Raw genomic sequence first — 21,283 nt, forward strand, 5'->3', positions numbered from 1 at the left:
GCCGCTCGAGTGGGAGCCGTGCCTCGACTCTCCGGTAACGCAAAAGCTGCCTGCCGAAGAATCAAGAAGAAGAAGTGGGAGGGCGGCACCCAGCCCTCGGGCGGTTGGGGCTCGGGTGGCGCGGCCTCCGCGACCGGCTTCGACGTGTCTCGCCCTGCGTCGACAGGCGTGATCGTGCCCCCTTCCGTCTCGATCCCGGGCCCGGGGGGCGCTTCGCTCGCGCACCCCCAGAACCCTCGCGCCGCGAGGGCGGTCACCACCGTCGCGGTGAGGAGCAAGGGGCGCGAGCGGGGGTGCCTCATGGTGGGGGGAGCTCGAAGGCTCCGAGGGAGTCGAGGCGGATGCGGAAGACGTTCGTCCCGTCTTTGTCGCGACCGCGCACGATGACCTCGTCTTTCGTCATGGCGAGGGCATAGGCGAAGCTCACGCGCTCGGAGGGCAGGTAGTACGCCACGCCGTCGGAGAGGCGCGCGACCAGGATCCCCATCTTGTAGACCCCGGCGTCGTCGTTGCGGGCCATCCCGCGAGCCGCGAACCCGTGACCCACGACGAACTTCGCCGTTCCGAAGGGAAGCGAATCCAGATCGCCGCGGAGCTTCCGCTTCTGCAGCGCAGAGGGATTTCGCGTGAACGGCGCCACCATCAGGGAGACGCGGGGATACGTGACCGTGGTGCGCCCCTCGCCTTCGACCCACACCCAGTGGACCCCGTCCGTCCCGAGGCTCCCCGCGCCCTTCGTTCGGTCAGGGAACGTCACGAACGGTTGGGCGCCGCCCTCCGGCGTCCAGATCATGTCGGCGACCGACTCGCCCACGGACCAGTGCGCCATGTCTCCCCAGGGCTGGACCAGGTAGTAGTCACCTCCCGGCGCGATCGGAACCGGCTTCGTTGGCGCGTCCCATCGGTAGAGGGTGACGCCCGCTCCTTCATCGAAGAAGCCGGCGTTGCCAGCTTCCAGAGTGTGGACGCGCTCGTCGGGCGGCGTGCGAATCAAGAATCTGGGCCGGAGCTCATCGATGTTCCCTCCAATCGCCGAGACCCCTCCCGTCAGTCTGCCGTCCGGGCCCGGTTCACTGACCTGGTAGATGTAGTGCGAACCGCTCCCCGCGCCGGCAAAGAGCAGGCAGTTGTCCGTACGATGCTCGTAGACAGCCACCTTGACGGCCCCGTCGAGCTCGGCGAAGATGTTCATTCGTTTTCGCCCCCAATATTGGGTCGTGGAGATGAGCACGCTCCCGTTCTCACGGATCATCGCCGACGTCACGGGGCTCAAGAACTCGCCCTGAGTTGGCCCCGAGCCGCCCTCCCACTTCTTCTTGATTCGCCGGCAGGCGAGCTTCTGCGTAACCGGCGAGTCGAGGCACGGCTCCCACTCGAGCGGCGGAGGCAGTAGCTCGCGCCTCGGTGGCACGTACAGGCTGCACGTCGGGGAAAAGTCGTTCCACGGCACCCAGCCCTCGGGCGGTTCTGGCTCCGGTGGCGCGGCCTCCACCACGGGCTTCGACGTGTCTCGCCCTGCGTCGACAGGCGTGATCGTGCCCCCTTCCGTCTCGATCCCGGGCCCGGGGGGCGCTTCGCTCGCGCACCCCCAGAACCCTCGCGCCGCGAGGGCGGTCACCACCGTCGCGGTGAGGAGCAAGGGGCGCGAGCGGGGGTGCCTCATGGTGGGGGGAGCTCGAAGGCGCCGAGGGAGTCGAGGCGGATGCGGAAGACGTTCGTCCCGTCTTTGTCGCGACCGCGCACGATGACCTCGTCTTTCGTCATGGCGAGGGCGTACCCGAGCTCTACCCTGTCGGACGGAAGGTAGTACGCCACCCCGTCGGAGAGGCGCGCGACCAGGATCCCCATCTTGTAGACCCCGGCGTCGTCGTTGCGGGCCATCCCGCGAGCCGCGAACCCGTGACCCACGACGAACTTCGCCGTTCCGAAGGGAAGCGAATCCAGATCGCCGCGGAGCTTCCGCTTCTGCAGTGCAGAGGGATTTCGCGTGAACGGCGCCACCATCAGGGAGACGCGGGGATACGTGACCGTGGTGCGCCCCTCGCCTTCGACCCACACCCAGTGGACCCCGTCGGTGCCGAGGCTCCCCGCGCCCTTCGTTCGGTCAGGGAACGTCACGAACGGTTGGGCGCCGCCCTCCGGCGTCCAGATCATGTCGGCGACCGACTCGCCCACGGACCAGTGCGCCATGTCTCCCCAGGGACGGACGAGGTAGTTGTCGCCGCCCGGCGCGATCGGAACCGGCTTCGTTGGCGCGTCCCATCGGTAGAGGGTGACACCTCCGCGATAGTCGAAGAAGCCTGCGTTTCCGGCCACGATCTGGTGGGACGTAAAGTCGTCGTCGGGAGGCGTACGAATGAGTGCCCGAGGTCGGAGCTCATCGATGTTGCCGCCGATCGCGGACACCCCGCCTTTCATCCGCCCGTCCGAACCGGGCTCGAACACGTGATAAATGTAGTGCGAACCGCTGCCGGCGCCGGCAAAGAGCAGGCAGTTGTCGATGCGATGCTCGTAGACAGCCACCTTGACGGCCCCGTCGAGCTCGGCGAAGACGTTCATGCGCCTCATCCCCCAGTACTGCGTCGTGGAGATGAGCACGCTCCCGTCCTCTCGAATCATCGCCGACGTCACGGGGCTCAAGAACTCGCCCTGAGTTGGCCCCGAGCCGCCCTCCCATTTCTTTTTGATTCGCCGGCAGGCGAGCTTCTGCGTGACCGGAGAGTCGAGGCACGGCTCCCACTCGAGCGGCGGAGGCAGTAGCTCGCGCCTCGGCGGCACGTACAGGCTGCACGTCGGCGAAAAGTCGTTCCACGGCACCCAGCCCTCGGGCGGTTGGGGCTCGGGTGGCGCGGCCTCCACTACGGGCTTCGACGTGTCTCGCCCTGCGTCGACAGGCGTGATCGTGCCCCCTTCCGTCGCGATCCCGGGCCCGGGGGGCGCTTCGCTCGCGCACCCCCAGAACCCTCGCGCCGCGAGGGCGGTCACCACCGTCGCGGTGAGGAGCACACCCCCGCGGCGGCCCCTCATTGGAACATGCTCCCGAGGCTCACGGTGCCGCCCGACAGCGCCGTGAGGCGACGGACCCCGTGAACCATGCCGTCGGCGCTGCGTTTCACGAACGCGATCTCGCCGAAGCCCGAGGCCGGAGCCTCGTGCGCCTCGAGCTCGAGGGTGGCGTGCCCGGTTGCCGCGACCGCGCCGCCCACTACCTCAAGCCGAGTCACCCGGCTTGTGCCCGCGCGGCTCGTCGTGAGGAGGACGTGGCCGCTCGTGTCGAGGCTCAGGAAGAGCCTGGGTACGGAGGCCGCGTTCCAAGCAAAGTCGCCCATGGATTCGGTCTCTTGGGTCATCGATTGGCTTCGGGCCGGCCGCGAGGTCACAGCAACGAGCCCGAGAACGCGTCGAGCTCCGCGTGGGAAGCAAAGGTCTTCACGCCGGCGACCACGTCGGCGTACCACCACAAGCAGTCGTAGTGGTAGGCCACACGCCACACCAGCCGAGCGACCCCCGTGCGGCCGGTGACGATGACGAGACGAACGGGCTCTTCCGTATCGATCGTGACGTACGGGGCGATATCCTGAAAGCGGCGCACGGCCTCTTCGGCAGAGAACGCGGGGGCGGCCGAGAGGTACGGCTCGTCCTCGTGCAGGTCGTTCCGTATGGAATAAAACGTGGGCTCTTCGTGAAGATGGCAGCCTTCGAGATACCCTTCGTCGAAGGCCACGACCCTCCCGTCCGACATGGCGCCGTTCGGGTACTTCAGCCGAATGCGTCCGTTCTCGGCCTCCACCACGCGCACCCGCGGGTCGGCCCGAATGCCGAACAGCTCGCGATGTCGGTCGACGAATAGCCGAAAGTCGCGCCCCCACGGCAGCGGGACCGCCAGCGACGCGCTCGCGGAGACGATACGCGCAGGCTCCCGGCCTCCGGCTCCGACCTTCGTCCCATGCGACAACGGCCCGAGCTCCACCGAGAATCCCGGGAGCGCTCGCTCGAAGGCGGCGTTCCGCCCCACCGGCCGGGGAGGCTCCGTCGCTGCCTTCTCGCGTTCGATGAAGAGCCTTTGCTCCCGGAACATGATGCCCGCCTCGATCGCCTCGGCCTGGCGGGGCCCCTCCGCTCGTTCGAAGAGCTCCCGCGCAGGGAGATGGGCCATGCCGTAGCCGGGGCACGACGGCACCGACCGCGCCTTCACGACCGGCGCCCTGGGCGCCTCGTCGGCGGGCTCTCCGTGCGCGACTGTCGATATCGCGAGGGACGCGCCGACGAGCGCCACGGCGATCGCTGAGCGAAAACGCCCCACGAACGCCCCCCTTCGCGCCACGACGGGGGCGCCGTCCGCTCCGCTCATTCGGCTGGGGAAAAGCATGTGAGCACCTTCTCGGAGGTCATGGTCGCCGGGTTGTGGATGAATCCGCCCTGGGGGCGGCATACCTTGCCCGTGGGGCACGGCGGAGGAGCCCCGGCAATCGCGCCGCCCTTGCACTCTACCGCAGCGAACGGCAGAAGCTCGTCGCAGTACACGCCATCCCGCCGGCCCGCGCACGAGATCGGAGCGGCCGGCGTGCAGGCCTTGCCCGTCAAGCCTTGGGTCGTGCCCGGGCGGAGCACCCCGACGGCCTCCCACGCGCAGCCGACGGCGTTCGCCGTGTCGGGGGAGACCGCGCGAGCCATCGCGAGCTGACGCTCGGCGAGGTCGAGGAACGTGGGGGGCACGAGCGCGCGGAGCTCGCCCGCCATCGGTGCCCTCACGAGCATCGCCAGCCACAAGGGTTGCGCCTTCTCCCACCCGATCGGGTTTCGGACAACGAGCTTGGAGGTCGCGTTCTGGCCGCCGAACGTCATGAGATAGAAGGCGTGCCCCACGACCGACGCCGCCTCGTAGAAGCAGCGCTCCCGCCTCGCCCGGTCCTTCTCGACCTTCACTGTGACCTTCGCGGGGTCGAACTGGGGTTGGCCTCGCCGGTCGAGCACGGCGTTGCCTTGCCGATCGGTGAGCATGCACCATCGGTGGGTCCAGTGGTTGGCCTGAAGCGACTCGTCGCCCTTGACACGGTTCGCCTGCCCGACCTCCGGTTGAGCGAGGTTGCGCACGCCATGGGTCCCCACCCACGAGCTCTCACCGAAGCGGTCGGGCCGAGTCGGCTCGCCGAGCGGCTGGAAGACGGAGTGTTCGAGCAGCTGGCCGACCACGTCGCCGAGACCCTCTTCGATCGCGCTCGCTTCGACGTCGAAGCGCCGCGTGTCGAGCCACATGTGGGTCATCTCATGACCCACGACGTCGAGCGAAAGTACGGTGGGCCGGACGTCGTTCGGATTGTTGCTCACCGTTGCGTTCCCGTCACCGAAGAAGAGGGAGGTGCTCCCGGGCAGGTGGTAGGCGTTGTCGAAAAAGATGCCTGTCTCGTCGTCCGAGTCCTTGTAGTTTGCATGGACCACGACCCGGATGGGCTCGTTGGTGATGACAGGAAGCCCGTTGACGACCTTCATCCGCCGCGCCGGGCTAGCGAGGAGGAGGTGCTGGAAGAACTCGTCGGCCCGGCTCACCTCGACCATGGCGTCGACACCGATTCCGTGGATCAGAGGGCTCTTCCCTCCCCTGACATACGGTTGTGTCTTGAGATCGAAGCCGGAGGGCTTCCCCGCGACAAGAGGCTTGTACGTGACGGTCGTGCTCTTGGTCTTCTGTGGCACGAAGCCCGTCATGTAGCCGACCTCGATGCGGGACTTTTCGGGCGACCAGAAGGTCGCGGCCTGTGCGGCACGATGGAGCACCAAAGGCCCACTCGCGGTCTGTTCGTAGTCGATCCGCCGGGACTTCGTCGCGTCCGGGTAGGGGAAGGGCGAGTAGAAGCGCCAACTGTTCGACTCGGCTTGGAGGTGCGAGCGAGCCGGCAAAACGTCGACGACCTCTCCCGACAGCGCGTCGACCCATACGATATCGTCCCCGACGATCACCGAGTACAGGAGGCGGCGCGCGTCGTCCGGTCCGTCTGCGCTGTAGACTAACCGGGCCTCCGGAGCCCCGCTCGTGACAGCGACCCCCTCGTCACCCGTGACGTCGGACGGCTCTGCCGGCGGGACAGCGCGAAGGGCGGTCGCAATCGCCGCTTCCGGAGTCACCTTCGGGACGAGGTTCGCCGAAGCGTTCGCGTAGGAGGTCAAGCCGACGAGGCGACCTTCGGCGTCGAGCATGACGTCGACACCGTAGCCGGAGGACGCCACATTCGAGGGGAGGTTGGTCGCGAGCACGACGTGGAACCCACCCCCGGGGACGCGCACTTGCCCGGCCACGGAGATCGCATCCGCCGCGATTCCGAGGGAGGAAGAATAGAGCTGGACCCAGTCGCGGATGGTGTCCCCGACGGTGCTCTCGTCAGGCGAGGCCACGACGCGCGTCGGCGCCTTGGGCGCGACGAAGGAGCGCTCACCGTCGAGATCGAGGAAGACCGGCGAGCCGAGGTCGGCGGCGAGGCGTTGCTCCAGGTCGCTCGACTCCGGGAAGGGAGCCGGGTCCGACGCGCCCGAACAGCCGAGGAGCACGAGCGGGAGGAGGAGGGCGAGGCGCGAACAGCGAAGGCGTGGAACGTTCATGCGCCTTCGTCGGCAGGTCGTCCGCGTTCGTTGCGTACCGGTTGACGATTTTCTCGACCTGGTCGATGCAGGCGGGGACGGGTGCGATACCTCAGGAAAAGTGCCCCGACGCGCAGGTGCTCGGCCTACCGGCCTGAGGTCATCCCCGTCCGGCTCGCGTTCCGAGATACTCGCAGAACAGGGCCTGCGGTCCTTCGGGGTTGCCCATCAACTTCATGTACGCGGGGCCAGCGTCGGTCTCGACACGCGTGGCGCCCGTGCTGCTCTCGAGGGTGTCCGCCACCCATCGAGCTCTGGTCGGCTCCCAACGCGTCACGAGCGAAGGTACATCGACGGAGCGACGGGATCCATACGACTCGATCGGAGATCGCTGCCTTGGCGTAGAACCGCTCAAACGTCCGCGACAGACGGCACGCGCACGGCGCGGCGTAGTCGTCGCTGTGCCTCTCTTCCCCGCGTAGTCCCACCCCACAAAAACCACGCGGGGCGTGCGTCTCACGACGCCGCCCCGCGGATATGCCCAGTTCACTCGTGCCTAATCGCTGCCGCCCGGGCCGGGCTTCTTCTTGCCCTCGTCGCCCGTAGGTTCCTCGCCATCGGCAGGAGTGACTTCTCCCTCGACCGGGGCCTCGTCGCGGCCGCGTTTGCCGGCGTTCTTCGCTCGCTGGGCCTCGAGCGGCTCGAGCAGCGCGGTGACGACGGGGATGACGCTCGGGTCGATATCGGAGTTGGCGCCGTGGGCGAGGACCACCGCGACGAACCGGCGGAGCGCGTCGAACGCGTTGGCGAGCGGCACGGTGAGCGGGTTCTTGACGGGCGCGGCCTGCACCGTGGTGATGCCGAGGACCTTGCCGTACTCCTTGTGCATCTTGCGGACGTGGTCCAAGACCTCTTTGCCGCCCATCTCCTCGATCGCTGCCGAGTGCCCGGATTCGTCGGAGTGCTTGAGGCGGGTGGCGATCTCGGCCCATTCGGTGTCGTAGTCGACCGTAATGAAGGTAAGTCCCTCACCGAAGTAGGCCGCGTAGGCCGCGCTCGCTTTGGCCGCTTTCCCGGGGATGCGCTTCATGGCGGAGAGCCACGACTCGAGCCCGCGAATCGCCTCGTCGACGTTCACGTCGGCCTCGGTGCGCTCTGCGCCGGTGGCCTCGCCGACCTGGCGGCGCTCGGCGAGCACGTGCTCGACCTCGGTCGTGCCGTCACGAAGGATCTTGAGGCGAAGTGCGATCGGCTTGGGCAGCTCGCCAACCGACTTCGCCGCGGTCGCGATGCGCTGCACGCTCGTCACGAGCGCCATCGCCGTGAAACGCGGCAGGTGAATGATGTCGAGCCACGGTGCCTTCTCGTTCATTGCCCTCTCCTTCAGGGGTGACGAGAACGCGGCCTCTCCGCGCCGGCCCCCCGACAGCCCATCCACCGTATGCACGCCCTCCGCGATCTCAAGCGGCAGTTCCGAATTTTTGATCGATTGGCGTACGTGGTGCTCCGAGGACCGAACGGGTCCTCGCCAAAGCGCTCCTCGCCCGCCGAGTGGCGCACGAGGAGACATCGCGACGGGTTGGCGACGCGGCGTCGGGCCTCGAGGCCCTTTCGAAAGGGCACTTCGACCCTCCCGAGGGTGCCCGAGCCCTTTCGAAAGGGCTTCGTCGCCCTACCTGGGGTCTCGAGCCCCGATTGAAAAGGGCTTCGCGACCCTCCCGAGCGTCGAAGTGCCCTTTCGAAAGGGCTTCGTCGCCCTCCCTGAGGGCTCGAGCCCCGATTGCAAAGGGCTTCGCGACCCTCCCGAGCGTCGATGTGCCCTTTCGAAAGGGCTTCGTCGCCCTCCCTGGGGGCTCGGGCCCCGATTGCAAAGGGCTCGAGAGGGCGAGATCGAGATCGAGCAAAGGTGCCCCCACTCGCAGGTGCTCGGCCTACCGGCCTGCGCGCCTGCGGTCTTTCCGCGGGCTCTTCACCTCCCCCTCCTCGCTCGCAGGCTTCGCGCAGGTGGGTGTGCGCGCCGTGACGCGGGAGCGCGAAGCCGAGAACGAGGTTTGGGGGAGGTGTCGGGCGCGCAGGCCGTTAGGCCGAGCACCCGGCGGTGGGGGCACCTTCTCTCCTTCTCGGGCGGTGGGGGCACCCCTGCTCCTTCTCCCCTCTCGTTCGTGAAGTGCCGGCGGCGCTCTACTTCCCGCCCTCGCCCTCTTTCCCCAGCTTCTTCGCAAGAGCCAAATCCCTCGCCACCACCACGAGGAACAACACGAACGACAGCGTGCCTATCGCCTGCCCCACGGAGAGCGCGATCAGCACGGGCCACACCGTGGGATCGAAGATCGACCAGACCATGAGCGGGAGCGCGACGAGGCCGAGCACGCAGGCCGCGCGGAGGAGCGCGTGGTTCGAGGGGAGCTTCACGGCGTACCCCCGTCGAGCAAGAGCTCTTTGCCGAGCTTGGTGCCCGGGTGCGCGAAGCCGTGGCAGCCGGGGCTCGTGCACGCCATGGTGCCGTCTTTCACCTTGGAGAGCGCGGAGGCGTGATCGGGCACCTTGGCCCACGCGGGGGCCTGCATGGTGTGGCACGTCGCGCAGGTCTGGTTCGAGACGGGCGAGACGATGCGGATGTCGTGCTTGGCCTTCTCGAGGGGCATCGAGCGGTACTCGGTGAGGTACAAGTACACGTGCCGCATGCCGCCCATCTTGGTGAGCACGTAGCCGTACATGCCGTAGTCCTTGTGGCACGTGTAACAGTTGTCGCCGCCGAAGTAGGGGTTCTTCGCGTGGAGCGACGAGAGCGACGTGCCCTTCGGATCGTTCGAGTCGTTCGCGTGCGGCTCCATGACGTGGCACGACCCGCAGAAGGCGCGGCTCTGCGTGGCCTGGAAGCCTGCGACGTTGGCGGAGCCCGCGGAAGCGATGGGGAACACGCCGAGCCCGAGCAAGAGCCAGAGCTTCGTGGTAGGTGCGATGGGGGCGTCAGGGTCGGCCACGCGACCTCGGCGCGCGAGATGCACTAGGAGGATCGCCGCCGATAGCCCGGCGAAGCCGACGGCTACCCACCCGAGCGCGCCCGTGTCGTGACCACTCATCTTTCGAGCCGTTTTTCGCAGGGATTCACGTTGAGCCGCTACCCTAGCAAGGTCTTGGCCAGCGGGATCGTGTGCGCGCTTGTCGCCTTGTCGCCCTGCGCGCGGGCGCAAGCCTTGCGCCTCCGCGCAGACGCGCTCGCCCAGACGCGCTCTCCCGTGGGCCTCGTCCAGCTCACCGGGTCCGACAAGGTGCGCCCCTGGCTCGACGCCGAGGCCGTGACGTGGCTCGGCATCTCGGGGGGCCCGGCCGGCGCCGACGCGCTGTCGCCCACGGGAGACGTGCTGACTGTCTCGGTGCGCGCGCGGCACGAGCGGACCGGCTCCGAGGCGCGTGTGGGGCGCATGGTGGTCACGATGGGCGCGGTGCGACCTGTCCACCTCGACGGGGCGCGCGGGCTCGCGCGGGTGCTCGGCGGCACGACGATCGAGGCCTTCGCTGGGGTGCCCGTGCAGCGGGGCTTCGACTACCGCGAGGTCGGCTTCGCGACCGGTGGTCGCATCGGGCAGGCCTTCGGCGACACGACGATCGTGGGAGCCTCGTACCTCCGACGCACGACCGACGGGGCGCTCTCGGACGAGGAGCTCGGGGCCGACCTCGCGCTCACGCCCTCCCCTTGGCTGACGGCGCAGGCGCGCGGCGCGTTCGACCTGATCGGGCGCGGTCCGAGCGACGTGCTCGTGTCGGCGAGCGTGCAGCGCACGGACCTGCGGGTCGAGCTCTTCACGACGCACAGATCGCCGGGGCGGCTCTTGCCGGCCACGTCCCTCTTCTCGGTCCTCGGGGATTTCGCGGCGACGAGCTCGGGCAGCACGGTGCGGTACCGCATGTTCCCGCGGCTCGAGGTGCTCGGCCAGGGCACGGTGCAGGTCCGAGGAGACGACGTGGGAGGCCAAGGCACGGGCCGCGTGACGCTCGCCCTCGACGACGACTTCGCCGGCACCATCGGGCTCGAGGTGAGGCGCGTCGTGCTCGGCGACGCACGATGGACGGGGGCGCGCGCGCTCGCCGCGGTGCCCATGTCGCCGCGGCTTCGTGTCGCCACGGAGGTGGAGCTCGTGCGACCGGACGATCCGAAGGGGCGCGGCGAGCTTTGGCCCTGGGTGCTCTTCGCCGTAGGCTACCGGCCAAGCCCCGGGTGGGACGTGGGTCTCGGCGTCGAGACCTCGAGCGGGCCCGAGTACCGCGCGCGTACGGCCGCGTTGGCCCGCCTCTCGTACGCGTTCGCCGGCGGGGAGGCGCGAAGATGAGCCCACGCCTCTCCCGGGCCGTCGTCCTCGCGGCGCTCCCGATCTCGCTCCTCGCGGCCTCGTGCGCGGGCATCCTCGGCATTCGCCCGAAGAGCCCTCAGCACGCCTTCGAGCACAGGGCGCACGGCAAACGCGGCGTCGACTGCCTCACGTGCCACGCGGGCGTCGAGAAAGCGGGCGACCTCGGGCCCCTCCACGTGCCCACCACGGCGACGTGCCGGTCCTGCCACAAAACCGTGCACGACGAGCGGCCGTGCGGGACGTGCCACGGGCAAGACCACACGAAGCAGTCGGCCGCGCTCGCGCGGGAGCACCTGCGCTTTTCGCACGCGGCGCACGTGCCGAAGGTGCGAGGGCAGTGCGTGCCGTGCCACGCGAGCGCCGGCGACCGCACGCAGCCCGAGCTCCGCCCGAAGATGGCCCAGTGTTTTACGTGCCACGCGCACGAGGACCAGTGGAAGGCGCGCGACTGCGACGGGTGCCACCACGATTTGCCCGCCGAGTCGGTGCGGCCTTCGTCCCACGTGGTGCACGAGGGCGACTTCGTGCGGGAGCACGGCGTGCGGGCGGCGTCGTCCCGGGATCTGTGCGCGACCTGCCACGGGGAGCCCTTCTGCGCGTCGTGCCATGGCGTGTCGGTCGCGGCGCTGCCGTGGCGCTTCGGGTTCGACAAGCCCGCGATGACCGGCCTGCATCGCGCGGGGTTCGCGCAACGTCACGCCGACGAGGCACGCGCGAACCCGGGGCTCTGCACGAGCTGCCACGCCGAAGAGCGCTTCTGCGCCGACTGCCACACCGACAAGCGCCTCGCGGGGGGCGCGCCGGGTCAGCTCCGCTCGCCTCACCCGGCGGGTTGGGTGCGCTCCCAGGGCGGCGAGCACGGGCGCGCGGCGAGGCTCGATCCGGGCTCGTGCGCGAGCTGCCACGGCGGCGCGGGTGAGGCGCTGTGCGTCGGGTGCCACCGCGTGGGCGGACCGGGGGGGAACCCTCACGGTCGTGGGTTCGTGAGCGCGCTCGATCCTCAGAGGGACATGCCTTGCCGGAGCTGCCACGCGCGATGACGAAGAACCGCGCCCTCGCCGTGTTGCTCGTCGCCATCGTGGTGGCCGGGATCGTGGCGTACCTCTCCAAGAACCCGCGGGTCGCCCCGACGGCGCCGTCGGCCTTCGTGCCCACCCCGTGGAACGCGGCGCGCAGCTCGCCGATGCACGCGGCGCACATCGACCGCGGCAAGGTCGCATGCGACACGTGCCACACGGCCGGCTTCACCCAAAAGCCCGAAGCGAGCGTGTGCACGACCTGCCACAAAGAGGCCACGATCGCGCGGTCGCACGGCGGGCACAGCGAACGCGTGGAGTGCGCGTCGTGCCACTCGTTCGCGGCCACGTCGACGGCCAAGGCCTGCACCTCGTGCCACGGCAAGGGTACGACGAGCCCGAAGGGCACGCACCTCGTCACGCACGCGGCCGCCACGACCGAGTGCCGGAGCTGCCACGCGCTGCACGGGCCCGAGCCCTCCAAGGCGCCGACGGGGTGCCCTTCGTGCCACGCGATCTCGGCCAAACACGGCTCGAAGCTCGTCGTCGCGAGCGACGCGGGCGCAGGCGCCGATGCGGGAGACGGGGGAGATGCGGGCCTCGTCGTCGCGGCGACACGACCGGTCGTGCCGAGCCCCGACGGCGCGATGTGCGCGACGTGCCACGGTCCCCACGCGCAGAAGGCCGCGGCGCTCGCGTCGTGCGCGGCGTGCCACGCGCAGAAGGCCGCCGGAAACCACGAAGGCTGCACCACGTGCCACGCCCCCCACGCGGCCACGCGCGCCGCGACGCCCTCGTGCGAGAGCTGCCACAAGGGGCACGCGCCGAGCCAGGGCCACGCCTCGTGCACGACGTGCCACGCCCCCCACGCCGCCAAGGGCCAGAAGGTCACGTGCGCCGGCTGCCACGAGGGGCACGGCGCGCTCGCGTCCACCACCGTGAAGGCCCACGCCGACTGCGCGAGCTGCCACGAGCCCCACCGCAAGGGCCCGGCGCCGGCGCAAAAAGATGCAGTCTGCACCAAATGCCACGCCGGCGTGCACCCCGCCCATCCCCCGGGGAAAGACCGCTCCGGCAAGGCCACCGACTGCCTCGGCTGCCACGCGCCTCACCCGAAGGACGTCGCCCAGAAGGCCGCGGCGTGCTCGAGCTGCCACACGCGCGCGCCGAGCGAGAAGGCCTTCCACGCCGCCACGATCCACAAGCTCCCCACGGGTGCGCCCACCTGCGCCGAGTGCCACACGCCGCACGGCTTCACGACGGCGAAGGCGCCCTGCGCGACGTGCCACGCCCCCGAGGCCGGCAAGGCGCGGAAGGGCCACGACGCCTGCGCCACGTGCCACGGCCCCGCCCACACGCCGGCGCCGAAGCCCGCGTGCACGAGCTGCCACACCCCTGAGGCGAACACGACCACACGCGGCCACACGGGGTGCACGTCGTGCCACGACGCCCACTCGGGCGGGCTCGAGAAGGTCACGCCGGCGCAGGCGGCGAAGGGCCCCGCCGCGAGCTGCGCGACGTGCCACGCCGGGAAGGCCAGCGCGCCTCACGGGGCCGCGAGCCTCGGTGGAGGCAAGGGCTGCGCGAGCTGCCACAGAGCGCACGGGCCGAACGGCGTCGAGAAGCCACCAGCGTGCACGACGTGCCACGACCCGAAGGCCCTCCCCGGCCTCCACGCCTCACCGAAGCACGCGGTCTCGTGCGGCGCGTGCCACAAGGCCCACGAGGCCCCACGCTCCGACCGCGCCACGTGCACGACGACCTGCCACGAGAACCGCCGAGGGCATCAGCCCGACGCCTCGGTGTGCAAGGGCTGTCACCTGTTCCGGAAGTAGGCGGGCCTCACTTGCAGCGTTTGTAGCCGACGCCTTCGCAGATTCCACTGCGGCACTGGCTCGCGTCCGTGCAGAGGGTGAGGCTCGCCGAGTCGCAGAAGGCCTGGCAGGACGACGCCCCGACGATGCCTGCCCCCGCGGGGGGATCGGCGCAGCACACCATGCCTCTGGGGCAGTCGTCGCGGTCGTCGCACGTCATCGCGATGGTCTCCGCGCCCGTGCAGCCATCTTGGCAGTCTCGGGACGCCGGTCCCGTGACGCAACACACACGCGTCAGGTCGCGACAGATCTGCGCCCCGCACGCGACCGAGCTCGGCGCGCCCGCGTCGCTGCACTGCGGAATGCCTGGCCCCGCGTCGCGATCGAGGCACGGATCACGCGTCGGAGGCGTTGTGGAGGCGGACAGCCCCGGTGGCACCGAGCCCGTGCCGGTCGCGGAGGGAGCGAGGCCCGTCGCCGTGGGCACGACGCTCGACGTAGAGGAGGCGGCGGGGCCTGCCGCGTCGTCGCCGTCCGCGCTGTCCGCGCCGAACGAGGTGCACGCGAGGTAAGGGACGACGATGGCCGCGCCGAGCAACCCGAAGCCATAAGCAGCACGCATGACTCAACTTTTCGCGATGCCTCGGCGCGCGTCAAGCCAAGAGGTCAGGGAGAGGTCTGGAGGGCTCCGTCGCCGTGGACCGCGCGCCCGGAAGGGGTGAGCTCTCCGGTCGGAGTCACGAGCTCGGCGTGGCAGCCCGAGGCTCCGCAGGCCGTGCTCGTCGTGTGAGGAAAGGGAGGCGGTGCGCCATGGCAGCCGCCGCACGACGCCGCGGCCGTGCCCATCGCCCAGGTCGGCGCGGGCACGCGCGCCCCGGCGCCTTCGTGGCAATAGGTGCCCACGCACGTCTTGGTCGCGGCGTCATAGGTGGGGCGCCGGCCGCCTCGTGTGGCGAGGCCCGAGAAGCGCACCGCGGCGCCGAGCGCGGCCTCGGGGTGCTTCGCGCCTTGGGCGGGCACCTCGTGGCACGTCTCGCAGGCGACCGCGCGCGACGAGCCGGGGCGAGCGTGGGCAGCATGCGCGCCCGTCGTGGGCCACGGATCCGCGCCCTTGCCGTGACACGCGCCGCACGCGCCGCTGCCGTCGCCGAGGTCGACGCGACCGTTCACGTGGAGGGTGGGCTTGGTGATCGCCGTGCCGGTGGCGTCGGCCTCGGCGTGGCACGCCGTGCACCGCCCGCGGTAGTGGTTGACGGGGGGAGCGCCGTGGCAATCGCCGCACCCGAGCTTCGTCTCTGCCGACGTCCACGCGACCTCGGGCCGGGCGCCGCCGCGCGCGTGACACGCGACCGCGCAACGCTTGGAGGCCACGTCGAAGCGCGCGCCGGGGCCCGAGAGCTCCTCGAGCAGCACCACGTCGACGAAGCGGTTCACGTGCGCGCCGCCGGGGCCACCGAGGACGGGCGTGGGGTGGCAGGCCGCGCACGCGATCCCCTTCGACGACGACGCTCCGGGCTCGACGTGGGCGCGGTGCACGTCGTTCGTGGCGCCGCCCTTCGAGAAGCAGGGGTCGCGCGGGGGGTACGCGCGCTCGCCCCTTCCATGGCACGTGCCGCACCCGAGCGGCCCGTTGGGCCCCGCGTGGCAGGTGCTGCACGGCGTGGCGCCCGGCGCGGCGAACGCGATCCCGGTGGGCCTCGCGGGGGCGCCCTCGTGGCAGCGGCCGCACGCGTCGGGGTCTTGCGTGTCGACCATGGGGCGGTAGGCACGTTGGCGAAGGAAGACGGCGTGGCTCTCGGGCGAGCGGGGATCGACGAACGCGTCGCCGTGGACCCCGGAGCGCACGCTCTTGGCGCCCGAGGCGAGCCAGTCGCGCAGGGTGGCCTCTTCTTCGGGGGAGAGGAGCCCGCGGTGGCTCTCGCGCGAGAGCACCGCGAGGAGCGGAGAGGTCACCCCCGACGAAGCGGCTGGGACCCCCGCTTGCGTACATGCGACCACCCCCGCGTACGAATCGACCCGGTAGCCGGCGGCCGGTGCAGAACCTGCGTGGCAGCGCGCACAGCGTGCACGGAGGAGGTCTTCGACGGCGCCCCGATATACGGGTGCGTAAGGTGCATCGTCGCGCGTCTCTTCGCAGCCCGAGGCCGCGATTCCTGCGGTCGCCAAGAGGAGCCCGAGGCTGGCCCCAGACGTGCAGAGGGCCCGTCGACCCCTCGGAGGAATCTTTATGATCGTTGCTCGTCCGACTCTCGCGATCGCCGCTGTCACCTTGCTCATCGCCTCTGCCTTCGTTGCGTGCACGGGCAAGGATGGTGCCTCGGGCGAACCGGGGGCCACGGGGCCCTCGGGCCCGCAGGGTGCCCAAGGTCCGCAAGGACAGCAAGGAATCCCTGGCCCCCTGCCCGACGCGGGCACGGGCGGCCTCTCGGGCGCCTGCACGACGCCCTGCCACACGTTCAACGGCGTGGTCGATCAGTGGCGCTTCTCGAACCACTCGCACCCGCAGAACAACGAGATCGGCGGCGGCTCCTGCGGCAACTGCCACGCGATCGACGGCCTCGAGAAGCGCGTCGCCGACCAGTACACCCGCGCGGCGGACGCGGGCCCGGCGACGAACGTCGCGAAGGGGCACATCAACTACGTCGGCGCGGGCGGCGCGGTCACCGAGATCGGCTACGGCGGCGCCTCGGCCATCGGGCGCATCCACTGCTCGACGTGCCACGACTTCAACCCGGCCACCGACCCGCACGTCACCGGCAAGTACACGGCCGGGCAGGCGCCGCTGCGCGTCCCGAGCGGCGTGAACGACACGGCCTACCTCGAGAAGACCGAGGACGGCGGCGCCCCCGTGGGCACGGCGCTCTCCTACCGCGTCGGCAACACGTGCGTGTTCTGCCACAAATCGCGGAAGGACATCGCGACCTACATCACGGCGTCGAACGCGCTCTCGAGCTACCGCTGGGGCCCGCACGCGGCCACGCAGACCGACCTCTTCTCGGGCAAGGGTGGCTACCACTTCGCCGGGCAGACGTACGCGAGCTCGGCCCACGCCACGCTCACGAACGCGTGCGTCTCGTGCCACATGCGGCCCGTCGAGAAGAACGCCAACGTGCCCGACCACACGATGAAGCCCACGGTGACCTTCTGCAAGACGTGCCACACGCAGTACACCGGCACCGACTTCAACATCCAGGGCGGCCGCACGATCGTGCGCAACGCGCTCTTCGAGCTCCAGGCCGCGCTCGACGCGGCGGGCCTCCTCACCCGCACCGAGGTCTCCCCGTACGCGCCCCTCGAGGACGACGAGAAGGCCGACGGGCAGTTCCACCTCGACCTCGCGCGGCCGAAGAGCGGCCCGGGCGGCGCGAACCTCGTGCTCGACGCGCCCACGGCCGGTGCACTCTACAACTACTTCATCGTGGCGCGGAGCAAGGACCTCGGCGTCCACAACCCGACCTACACGAAGCAGCTCCTGTGGGACTCGATCCGGCAGATCAAGGGCACGAACCCGACGTCGCTCCCCAGCCGCCCGATGTGACGGCCCGAACCAGGGAGCCTCGCCTCGACGCGTAAGGCTCCCTGGGCCGTCCTCTCCGCGCATCCTCGAACCGTCGCGAGCTGCTACGATGCAGGTCGTGGCGGTTTCGCGTTCGGCGTGGCACGGAGAGGCGAGGAGTACGGCATGAGCTCCGCGTGGCTGCTCGACGAGATCACGGCACTGCTCGACGCAGCGCCTCCGAAATCCCACGAAACCGAGGTGCGACGGGACCTCGCGGCGCTCGGCGTTCATCCGACGCTCGTCGAGCTCTTGGCCCCGCTCTATGCGACGGCCGACGGCGCGACCTTCTTCGGCGGCAGGCTGCGGCTGCACCCCCTTCATGGGGATCCGGAGCACGGCCTCCCCGACGTCGCCGGGTGGAACGACCGGAACGATTGGCAGCGCTTCGAGCCGCGCAAGGTCAACGGCACGTTCTACTTCGCCTCGAACGCGTTCGGCGACCTGTTCGGCGTCCCCGTGGACACCGAAGGCGCGGTCCTCTTCGACCGTGTCGGCGTGCTCTGGGTGGAGCGGTACACGTACCAGGAGGCGAAGATACCGTGGCCCGACTTCTTCGCCCGCCTCGCCGGCGACCCCTCCATCGCGAGCTTCTTTCTGCGCATGCCCGAGCACGACTGGGCGGCCGAGAGCCTGGGCCCCCCCGCGCCGTGGCAGTGCTTCTCGTCCAACGTGCCGGTCATCTTGGGAGGCCCGGACACCCTGGAGAACGTCGCGATCCAGCCCATGGCCGTGCACGTGTCCTTCACGCTCCAAGTCATCGAACAAGCGCAGCGCCAGGCCTCCGCCGGCGCGCCGCTCCCGATGGTCGACCTCCGTGAAGTGGACGGGCCCTCGGGGTCGTCCGAGAAGGGCTCCTGAACGGAGCGACGATGCTGCGCGAGCCCACGCGGCCACGGCCTCTCCTGTCAGCATCTGTCAGGAACCGTTGGTAGCGACCTCCCCGCCCGAGCCCCATCCTCACCTCCGCGGGACGATGAAGCCCCCGCGCTTGGAGGAACCCTCGATGAAGCTCGCCACCTCGATCTTTGCCACGCTCGTGCTCTTCTCCGTGTCCGCCGCGGCCGACTCGGCGCCGACCCCTGGCACGAAGGGGACCGTGACGGCCTACGAGAACGATGGCACCACCGTCGTGCTCGTGAAGGCGTGTCCGCGCAGCCGGTCTTCGTTCAACTACACGACGTGCGGTCCGGCGCTTCGAACGGACGTGAAGAAGCTCATGTGCGAGAGGGGCAAGGGCACGAAGACGTGGAAGTACCGCGTTGGTGACGGCCCTCTGATGAGCCAGACGACGGCCTGCCGCTGAGCGTCGCGCGCAACGCCTAGCCAATCGAGCCGAGGTGTGTCCGTGAGGGCGCGTCTCGGCTCGTGCTCGTCGTGCCCCTCGCGCACGGAAGGCCGTGTCGTTCGAGGCCGGCTCAGGCCTCGATGCGAACGTCGACCGAGGCGTCGAGGAGGTACCCGTCGTCGCGTGTGAGCAGGATCGGCTGGAGACCGAGCCCGCGCAGGCGCTGGATGGTCGTGTACACGCGGGCCACTCCCGCCTCGTAGCCCATCTTCTCGCCGGGCCATCCGGCCTCGAGCAGCGTGTCGACCGAGAGCGCGGCGCCAGGGGACGAGAGCTTCGTCTCGGCGAGCGCGAGCAGGACGCGGCGGAGAGCGCCACGCCGACCGAGGTTGACCGGCTCGGCCCCGGGCGCACGGAGCGACCGCCCCTCGGGACCTATCACGAAGGCCGCGGGAGGCGGCACGTCGGAGGTGCTCGGGACGGCGATGCGAGTCCCCCTTCGGAGGAGCAGCGTGGCGTCTCCGCACTCGACCACGTCGCCCGTGTGGAGCGTCACGGGCCGTCCGGTCGCGAGCGGAACGCCGCGGACACGGGTGCCGTTGCGGCTCCCGAGGTCTTCGATGCTGATGCGATCCCCGATGGTGATCCGGGAGTGCTCGCGCGACACGGACGGGTGATCGATCGGGAGCTCACACGCCGAGCTCCTCCCGACGACGATCGTGCCCGCGCTCGGGAGCACGTAGGGGACCATCGCGCCGTCGACGAACGCGACGAGCACGTGGCTAGACGGTCCGTGGGTCTCCGTCGCGCACGGTGCGGTCTCCGACTTCGACGACATCGGTGGCCACTATAGCTCCCGCGTCCGTTCGCGTCACCGAAGCGAGCGCCCCCACGTGGCGCGCGAGCGTCGCGGCCTCGGCTGCGGAGAGACCGGACGTCGAGAGGAGCCCCGGGCTCGCGTCCACGGTCAGCTCGGGCCTGCCTCGAACGTGCAGGCGGAGCGTCGAGCCCTCAGCCGCGATGCTCACGATGTCGTCCCGCGCGACGAACGTCGGCGGTCCGCGGAGCCCTCGAAGCGTCACCCCCTCCGCGGTCGCCGCGAGGTAGGGGCCCGAGCTCGGCACGACGAAGTGCACGACGATCGCGGCGAGCGATATCGTCGCCCCGACCAGCACGAGCACCGACGGCGAGACGCCGAAGCTCCTCGGGAAGAAGAGCACGCAGAACCACACGACGCGCCACATGAGCCCCAGCACGATGCCGAGCACCTGCACGGGCCCCCGCCCCAGAGAAAAGCGCACTTCGCCCGTGAGGCTGCCTTCGAGGCCGAGCGCCGCCATCATCGCGCGCGCCTCCGACGCGTCGCGCACCCTGAGCACGACGGAGGGCTCGCCTGGCCGCCGGGTGAGGAGGAGGCTCGTACCCTGCTCTTCTTCGACGAGGGAGGCCCCGACGACACCCCGCAAGGTTTGGTTCAGGCGAGACGCGTGCCTCACCGTGAGCCGACCGGGCTCGCACGTGACCTCCGCCGCAAGCTCCCGGCGGCCGAGCGACACGAGCGGGCGCAGGTAGACCGCCACGAGCGCCACGACGAACGTGAGGAACCCGGCATAGGCGAGCGGCCGCCACGACCTCTCGAGCGCCATCGTCCCGAACATCATGATCGCACCTCCTACGACGACGGCGACGAGCAGGAGCGCGGGGAGCTGGCTGCGAAACCACGAAGGCCCGAGCGGATCACGGAGGCGGGCGAGCACGCGTGTCGTCGTGCCGTCGACGAGGGCCTTCGTGGTGGAGGTGCGCGGCGAAGGGCGGGGGCTCTCCTCCGACCGGTCCGGCTGCGTGGCCCGCTCGAGGACGACCGCGGCCTCGGACATCGTGGGGAAGCGGAGCTCGGGCACGGGCGCGAGGGCCCGAGCGACGGCCGCCGCGACCTCGAACGGCACCGCGGGGTCGAGGTGATTGAGCATCTCGGGAGGGCCCGAGCCCGCGTGCGGGTGCACCCCCGCGACGAGCTCGTAGGCCATCGCGCCCCACGCGTACTGATCGGTGCGCCCGTCCGGGGCCTCGCCTCGGAGCTGCTCGGGGGCCATGTAGCGAGGGGTGCCGGTAACCTTGCCCTCTTGGGTCTGGTAGGAGAGCGGCGCCGCGTCGTCGCCTCCGGCGTTCGGCGCCTCCCGGTGCCCGGTGCGCTTGGCGATCCCGAAGTCGAGCACCTTCACGGCGTCGTTGGGGCCGATCATGACGTTGTCCGGTTTCACGTCGCGGTGGACGAATCCTTTTTCGTGCGCCGCCGCGAGCACCCGCGCGACGTCGGCGAGCCAGCGGAGCTTCTTTTCGAGGGGGACGTCCTTTCCGACGTAAGCGCGCAGCGGGCGCCCGACGACGAGCTCCATCGCGATGTACGACGTGCCCTCCGCCTCGCCGACGTCGAAGATGGACACGGCGCCGGGATGGCTCGCGGCGGCCGCGGCGCGCGCTTCGCGGAGGAGCCTCGCGGCGGCGTCGGGGAGGTCGGCGCGCAAGACCTTGAGGGCTACGTCGCGCCGCAGCACCGTGTCGAACGCGCGGTACACCTCGCCCATGCCTCCTCGGCCGAGCAGCTCCTCGACGCGGTACCGACCGATCTCGCTCCCCGTCGCCCGCATCGCCGCGCAGCATACCGCCTCGGGGAGGAAAGAGGC

The 21,283-nt window shown here is 70.3% G+C and carries 18 protein-coding genes; 6 read left to right on the forward strand and 12 right to left on the reverse strand.

The window, feature by feature from the left end; translation table 11 throughout:
• Positions 1–298: 298 nt before the first annotated feature.
• The 8 genes from IPK71_27640 to IPK71_27675 all read right to left on the reverse strand — a co-directional run bounded on the left by IPK71_27640 (position 299) and on the right by IPK71_27675 (position 9,557).
• Positions 299–1,663 (reverse strand): hypothetical protein, encoded by a 1,365-nt coding sequence (locus IPK71_27640; GenBank protein MBK8217518.1) that lies wholly within the window; start codon positions 1,661–1,663, stop codon positions 299–301.
• A complete protein-coding gene (locus IPK71_27645; protein MBK8217519.1) occupies positions 1,660–3,027 on the reverse strand; it encodes a hypothetical protein in 1,368 nt (455 codons plus the stop codon). The genes IPK71_27640 and IPK71_27645 overlap by 4 nt, the downstream gene beginning before the upstream one ends.
• Positions 3,024–3,350, reverse strand: a complete 327-nt coding sequence (locus tag IPK71_27650; protein MBK8217520.1) for a hypothetical protein — start codon at positions 3,348–3,350, stop codon at positions 3,024–3,026. The genes IPK71_27645 and IPK71_27650 overlap by 4 nt, the downstream gene beginning before the upstream one ends.
• 26 nt (positions 3,351–3,376) lie before the next feature.
• Complete coding sequence (locus IPK71_27655; GenBank protein MBK8217521.1) at positions 3,377–4,303, reverse strand: hypothetical protein; 927 nt, start codon at positions 4,301–4,303, stop codon at positions 3,377–3,379.
• Between the two features lie 44 nt (positions 4,304–4,347).
• Entirely contained in the window at positions 4,348–6,594 is a 2,247-nt protein-coding gene (locus tag IPK71_27660; protein ID MBK8217522.1) for a hypothetical protein, read from the reverse strand.
• A gap of 535 nt (positions 6,595–7,129) precedes the next feature.
• Positions 7,130–7,945, reverse strand: coding sequence for a hypothetical protein (locus IPK71_27665; protein MBK8217523.1), 816 nt, complete (start codon positions 7,943–7,945; stop codon positions 7,130–7,132).
• Positions 7,946–8,754: 809 nt separating this feature from the next.
• The gene (locus IPK71_27670; GenBank protein MBK8217524.1) at positions 8,755–8,985 is read right to left on the reverse strand and encodes a hypothetical protein; all 231 of its coding nucleotides are present in this window, start codon (positions 8,983–8,985) and stop codon (positions 8,755–8,757) included.
• Positions 8,982–9,557, reverse strand: coding sequence for a NapC/NirT family cytochrome c (locus IPK71_27675; protein ID MBK8217525.1), 576 nt, complete (start codon positions 9,555–9,557; stop codon positions 8,982–8,984). Before IPK71_27675 ends, IPK71_27670 begins: the two co-directional genes overlap by 4 nt.
• 129 nt (positions 9,558–9,686) lie before the next feature.
• On the opposite strand from IPK71_27675, the gene IPK71_27680 reads away from it, so the two are divergent.
• Genes IPK71_27680 through IPK71_27690 form a run of 3 tightly spaced genes read left to right on the forward strand, consistent with a single transcriptional unit; the run spans position 9,687 to position 13,776 of the window.
• Complete coding sequence (locus tag IPK71_27680) at positions 9,687–10,904, forward strand: hypothetical protein (protein ID MBK8217526.1); 1,218 nt, start codon at positions 9,687–9,689, stop codon at positions 10,902–10,904.
• Positions 10,901–11,965, forward strand: coding sequence for a hypothetical protein (locus IPK71_27685; protein MBK8217527.1), 1,065 nt, complete (start codon positions 10,901–10,903; stop codon positions 11,963–11,965). Before IPK71_27680 ends, IPK71_27685 begins: the two co-directional genes overlap by 4 nt.
• Complete coding sequence (locus IPK71_27690; protein MBK8217528.1) at positions 11,962–13,776, forward strand: hypothetical protein; 1,815 nt, start codon at positions 11,962–11,964, stop codon at positions 13,774–13,776. Before IPK71_27685 ends, IPK71_27690 begins: the two co-directional genes overlap by 4 nt.
• Positions 13,777–13,783: 7 nt before the next feature.
• Here IPK71_27690 and IPK71_27695 read toward each other — a convergent pair whose 3' ends face one another.
• Both IPK71_27695 and IPK71_27700 read right to left on the reverse strand, forming a co-directional pair.
• Positions 13,784–14,377, reverse strand: coding sequence for a hypothetical protein (locus tag IPK71_27695; protein ID MBK8217529.1), 594 nt, complete (start codon positions 14,375–14,377; stop codon positions 13,784–13,786).
• Between the two features lie 44 nt (positions 14,378–14,421).
• A complete protein-coding gene (locus IPK71_27700) occupies positions 14,422–15,708 on the reverse strand; it encodes a CxxxxCH/CxxCH domain-containing protein (protein ID MBK8217530.1) in 1,287 nt (428 codons plus the stop codon).
• A 274-nt stretch (positions 15,709–15,982) separates the two neighbouring features.
• Here IPK71_27700 and IPK71_27705 point away from each other — a divergent pair, with 274 nt between their 5' ends.
• The 3 genes from IPK71_27705 to IPK71_27715 all read left to right on the forward strand — a co-directional run bounded on the left by IPK71_27705 (position 15,983) and on the right by IPK71_27715 (position 18,617).
• The gene (locus IPK71_27705; protein MBK8217531.1) at positions 15,983–17,293 is read left to right on the forward strand and encodes a hypothetical protein; all 1,311 of its coding nucleotides are present in this window, start codon (positions 15,983–15,985) and stop codon (positions 17,291–17,293) included.
• 144 nt (positions 17,294–17,437) lie between these two features.
• A complete protein-coding gene (locus tag IPK71_27710) occupies positions 17,438–18,172 on the forward strand; it encodes a DUF1851 domain-containing protein (GenBank protein ID MBK8217532.1) in 735 nt (244 codons plus the stop codon).
• Positions 18,173–18,317: 145 nt separating this feature from the next.
• Positions 18,318–18,617: a hypothetical protein gene (locus tag IPK71_27715; GenBank protein ID MBK8217533.1), complete on the forward strand. Its 300-nt coding sequence runs from the start codon at positions 18,318–18,320 to the stop codon at positions 18,615–18,617.
• Positions 18,618–18,729: 112 nt separating this feature from the next.
• Here IPK71_27715 and IPK71_27720 read toward each other — a convergent pair whose 3' ends face one another.
• Both IPK71_27720 and IPK71_27725 read right to left on the reverse strand, forming a co-directional pair.
• The gene (locus IPK71_27720) at positions 18,730–19,437 is read right to left on the reverse strand and encodes an FHA domain-containing protein (GenBank protein ID MBK8217534.1); all 708 of its coding nucleotides are present in this window, start codon (positions 19,435–19,437) and stop codon (positions 18,730–18,732) included.
• On the reverse strand, positions 19,382–21,247 hold the full coding sequence (locus IPK71_27725; GenBank protein ID MBK8217535.1) for a serine/threonine protein kinase: 1,866 nt from the start codon (positions 21,245–21,247) through the stop codon (positions 19,382–19,384). Before IPK71_27725 ends, IPK71_27720 begins: the two co-directional genes overlap by 56 nt.
• Positions 21,248–21,283: the final 36 nt, after the last annotated feature.

The organism is Myxococcales bacterium (assembly GCA_016712525.1).
In the GTDB taxonomy this organism is placed as follows: domain Bacteria; phylum Myxococcota_A; class Polyangia; order Polyangiales; family Polyangiaceae; genus JAAFHV01.